A 5289-nucleotide genomic window follows, 5' to 3' on the forward strand; every position below is an offset into this window, starting at 1 on the left:
AATCTCCACTCTTAAATCGCTCATAAAATCTATCTCGCACCAATTTCCATTGATTTTTATAGCTTTTGCATTTTTGTATTTATTAATTAAAATTTGTAAAAAACTTGTCATATACATATTTTTAAAATCTTTTTCATCATAAAGTAAAGTTCTATCAAGCTCATCATAAGTTTTTAAAACTTCTTTTAAAAAATGATGAGAAAATTTAAATAAGCCTATATATTGCCCTTGAATTTCATCATAACTTTTTGCTTTTTTGCCAAGCTCTACTATAAAATCATCATGTAATTTTAAAGTTTCAGCATCATCAAGTGGATTTTCAAACCTTTTTAACCATAGTTCTTTCCAAGCTTTATCCACAATAACAGCAAAATCATCTTTTGATTGTTTGAGTTTTTCTATACTATCTTTAAAATAAACTATATCAGCATAAGAAACAATCAAATCTTGCTCATCCTCAATACAACTTTGTAAAAAATCTCTAGCACAAAATAAAGTCTGGACCATATTAGTTTTATCATAGTTTTCATTTTTATAAAACAACTCCAAATTATGATTTTTACCCACATAATCCTTTAAAACATCAAATAAATATCCACCAACTACACATATCTCATGAATATTATTTTCTTTTAAAGCCTGAATTTCATAGTCTATGATTTTTTTATTTTTATATTCAACCATACATTTTGGATTATATTTTGTTAAAGGCATTAACCTTGAACCAAACCCTGCTGCTAAAATTATAGCTCTCATTTTATATCCTTTAACCACGCATTAAAAATACTTTTTTCGCTCATACCATTTTCTCTTTCAATATGCCACATTAGACCATAAATACTAAATTTTTTATGCTTAAAAGCTTCTATTGTTTCATCTTTTGCATTTGCTAACACCTCAAGCTCATTACCTAATGTTTTAATAGCAAAATTATGATATGAATTAACATTAATTATTTGATCTTTTAAATACACTTCATGATTTCCAACATGATCTTTACAAGGACAAATAGTAGAATTAAAATAAGAAGCGATCATCTGTGCTCCTTTGCAAATTCCAAGCAAAGGGATATTATCTTGCATACAATGTTTTATAATGTTTTTCTCATATTCGTCTCTTTTTTGATTAACAAAAGAAAATTTACAAGAGCTTAAATCATTACCCCCACTTAAAATCACAGCACTAATACTAGAGATATAATTTTTAAAATCAATTTCATAACTCAATGGAAGAGGTAAAAACTCGCTTAATTCTTTTTTAAAAAAACTTCCCCAATCAAGTGCCAAACACTCTCTTAATTCATAATAATCTTGATTTTCTAAAATTCTTTGACTAATAGCTATAAATTTCATAGACAAAATATCTGCTCACTTTGACAATCAATTTTAATTTTTTTTGCTTGAAGATATTTTTTAAAATTCTCTTCACCTACGCCAATAACAGCAGGCATAGCAAGTTCAGAAGCTCTAATAGCCATATGTGAATTTGCACCACCATAGCAAGTGATAAAACCTGCAATATCTTTAGTAAATAAATAATCATATCCAGGATCAGCTGCATAGATTAACACTATCTTGCCTTTTAAATCTTGTTCATTTTCTAAAGCAATATTAGCACTAATGCTTTTTTGCGTGATAAAATTTGGATGAATATAGCTAGTAAAAAACCCAAATATTTGATGTGCATCAGTTAGTAAAGCCGGAAGTTTTATAGCTAAACTTAATTGATATTCTTGTTTGTTTTCATTAATTTCACTCAAAAATTTATCTTTTGGATTTTTAGAATACACACTAGAATACAAATTTAAAATACTCTTAATATCCAAATGGGCCATATCTTCTTTAGATATTCCATAATAATTTCCAAGATCCTCTATCAGTGATATAGCTTTAGATAAGAGCTTGCTAAATTCAAATTTAACAAATTCGCGTCCTTCTATAGCTATTTTTAAAAAGCTAAAAAATTCTTTTGCATTAACTTCAATTCCATGTTCTTTTAAAATTTGATCAAGTTTTTGCAATTTATCATCGCTAATCTTAAATTCCTTTTCTTTTTGAATTTCACTTTTTTGTTTTAAATCAAAATACCCATCAAAATCCTCATCATACCTTGGAGATAAAATATTATAAGTCCCTGCTCTTAAATGGCCAAATTGTTTTAGAAAATCTTGTTTATTATTTTCATTTAAAGTTGCTAATTCATAACTCAAAGTTTTACTAACGGTGTGGAGAGAATTTAAAAATTCATTTTTTTCTTCTTTGCTAAAAAATCTAATTTCCACCAAAGAATTAAGCATAGTCATAGCCACAAACGCAGCCCTTGCAACACCAGCAAATGGTAATGTTCCATATCTTTTACACTCTTCTAAAAGCCAATAAATTTTATCTAATGGTGAAAAATCTGAATGCATAATATTTTCATAATATACAATCATTTGTTTTGATTTTTCTATATCTTTTAAACACAAACCATTTTTAATATCAATAATAGAATTAGTAAGATTTAATAAAGAAAATTCAATGCGTTTGATTTCATTTTTATTAAAACCATGATCTAACAAACGTTCTAATTTATCAGCCATATGAAAATCATAACAAGAAAATACTATATCAAATTCTACTTTATCATGTAACTCATGATTTTCATATAATTTATTTAAATAATAATTAACTAACTTTTTAGCAATACTCTCATCCAGTGTTTTTGGTATAAAAGAATTAAAAGAAAGTCTCACATCTACATAAGGAATACCTAAAAAAGAATGGATTAAAGGGTGCGATCTTAAATCTCTATAGCCATAATTATTTCTTTGATAAGCCCAAATATTATCTGTAATGATTTCTTTATAAAGACTAAAAGCTAATCTTTTTGGTCTAAGTCCTATAATTTCTGCTGGATTCCAATCAGGCATTACACCAAAAATGGCTTTATCTCCAAGCACTCTAGATCTTGGTTCTTGTAAAGATACAAATCTTTTATAAAGTCTATGTAAAGCTTCTTTAGGCAAGTTATTAAAAAGATTAATTTTTTCTTGCATTATTAAAGGTCTAACTTGCAAGCAAAAAAGTTCATCTTGCTCATTAAAAGCAAATTCTACATCTAAAAAATTACAACCATATAAACTTTCAAGTTCTTTTAATAATAAAATAACTTTTTGCATATATGGATCTTTTATATCTTCATTTTCACGGTAGTGAAAATATGTTTTAGCATTTTTAGCACTTCCATCTGTAATGGAACTATTAGAGCCGTTTTCATCGTATTCTATACAAAAATATGGAGCAAAATTATCCTTATCTACACTAAAAGCAACACCACATTTTTTAATATCTAAAAGCATAGGTTGGATTAAAATTTCATCATTCTCACTAGGCATAGAATGACCTACTTTTTCTAAAGCATTAAAAAGTTGGCTTTTATCATTAATATCTACATTAGCCAAACTTAGAAAAGCTCCAGCATTGGAACTTTTTAAACTATCTTCGCTATTAGAAGAACTACGGATGATTAGTTTTTTCGCATTTAGATTGATAATTTTTTTAAGCACTTCTTCTTTATCTTGAATGATTTCTTTTAAAGAAGTGATAACTACATCTAAAACTTTTGCATTTTTAAGTATATTTTTTAAATTCTGTAAATTTCTTGCTTTTGTTTGAAAAACTAATCTATCCATAATATCACTCTTTTATATTTTTTTTGCACTCCAAGCTCTTGTTGTATATTTGATATCAAATTCACCTGGTAATTCTTGTTTTAACTTATCAGTGATTTTCTCAAACAACTCATTACCTTCTTTAGTCTCAAGATCCCAATAAGGATTTTTTACACTTTTCCAAGCATTGATGTAATTATCTACACTTTGATGAAAGTAAAAATCTTCTTCCAAATAAATAATATTATCAAAAAGCTCTTTATGTGCTTCTATAATAGGGCGTTGATCTTCTCTTCTTGTGCCTCTTGTATAATTTGGAACAAAACTAACAATAATATCTTCTGCTATTTTTTGAATAGGATCATTTAAATCTCTATGATTCCACATACAAGTAAAATAACATCCTTTTTTGAGTAATCTATGACTTTCTTTTAGTGCCATTGATCTATCCATCACATTAAAGCTACTTCCAAAGCTCACCCAATCAAACTCTCCATCTTTTAAAGTAGAGTCAATACCGGTAGCTCTTACCCATTCTACATCTTGACCTTGAGTTCTTTCTATACCAATTTCACGCATTGCATCATTTGGCTCAACCGCTACCACTTTACAAGCTCTCTCTAAAAGCATAATACTTAAATTCCCTGTACCCGCTCCAATATCTGCAACTTTTATCTTTGAACTTTGACTAGTTCTTTTAGCAAGCTCTACTAGCATATCTATACTAAGTGGTGCATAATTTGGTCTATATGAGTAAAATTTTGCATGTTTAGTATAATCCCAAACTTGTTCTACTATTTTTTCCATTTTTTTCCTTTAACTTTAATAGCAAAGCTAAAAAAAGCTAAAGGATTTTACTATGCCTTATGCACCGTCCATGCACGGATTTTATAAGGAATTTCAATCATATCCATAGAAGAAATTTTATTTTCTATCATTTTTAAAATTTCTTCCCATCTAGCTTTTCCAGCTTGTGCTTGAATATCATTTACAGAATGCCAAGCCCCAAGATAACGCTCTTTACTCCAAAGCTCTTTATAATCGCACTCCATAAAAAAGCAGTCTGTGAAATCTCCAGTACTTACTAAGATTTCTTCCCAATTTTTAACATTTTGAGTTCCACTACTTACACGAGTAAGCTCTGGTATAATATGTTTAATTTCCTCTTCAATTTCATAAAACACAGAGCCTTTAGCTATATGGCGTGGATTCCATATAGCAGTGAAATACCCCCCCCCTGTAAGCACTCTTGCGAACTCAGGTAAGGATTTTTTAGGATCTGTCCAGTGAAAAGAACTAGCCATGATTACCCAATCAGCATAATTACTAGGCATAGCAGTTTCTTCTCCGCTACCTTTATGCCAAGTAATATTTTGTGAATTTTGAGTAAATTTAATACCCTCTTCACGCATATTATCATTTGGCTCGACTGCATCTATACAAAGGTTAAACTCATCAGCAAGCATTTTAGTAAGCTTTCCCGTACCCGCTCCTACTTCTACAACTTTTAATGTGCTTTTATTTTGATCATTTACACATTTTATGAGCTTTTCTATAAGCATACTTGAGTATGCTGGTCTGTTATGGTAGTGTTTTGCAACTTCGCTAAAATCACCTTGTTTCATGAAACTCCTTTG

General features: G+C 28.9%; 5 protein-coding genes. All 5 read right to left on the reverse strand.

Annotation, left to right across the window (positions count from 1 at the left end):
* Positions 1-756 (reverse strand): phosphocholine cytidylyltransferase family protein (locus tag L8W56_RS08615; RefSeq protein WP_263660013.1); only part of this gene is annotated, 756 nt, incomplete at its 3' end.
* Positions 753-1352: a gamma-glutamyl-CDP-amidate hydrolase gene (locus L8W56_RS08620; RefSeq protein WP_263660014.1), complete on the reverse strand. Its 600-nt coding sequence runs from the start codon at positions 1350-1352 to the stop codon at positions 753-755. The genes L8W56_RS08615 and L8W56_RS08620, both read right to left, overlap by 4 nt.
* Positions 1349-3673, reverse strand: coding sequence for a PEP-utilizing enzyme (locus tag L8W56_RS08625; protein ID WP_263660015.1), 2325 nt, complete (start codon positions 3671-3673; stop codon positions 1349-1351). The genes L8W56_RS08620 and L8W56_RS08625 overlap by 4 nt, the downstream gene beginning before the upstream one ends.
* Positions 3674-3685: 12 nt before the next feature.
* On the reverse strand, positions 3686-4459 hold the full coding sequence (locus L8W56_RS08630; protein ID WP_263660016.1) for a class I SAM-dependent methyltransferase: 774 nt from the start codon (positions 4457-4459) through the stop codon (positions 3686-3688).
* 50 nt (positions 4460-4509) lie between these two features.
* Positions 4510-5277, reverse strand: a complete 768-nt coding sequence (locus L8W56_RS08635) for a class I SAM-dependent methyltransferase (RefSeq protein ID WP_263660017.1) — start codon at positions 5275-5277, stop codon at positions 4510-4512.
* Positions 5278-5289 lie beyond the last annotated feature (12 nt).

This window comes from Campylobacter sp. IFREMER_LSEM_CL1085 (assembly GCF_025772235.1).
Lineage (GTDB): Bacteria > Campylobacterota > Campylobacteria > Campylobacterales > Campylobacteraceae > Campylobacter_D > Campylobacter_D lari_D.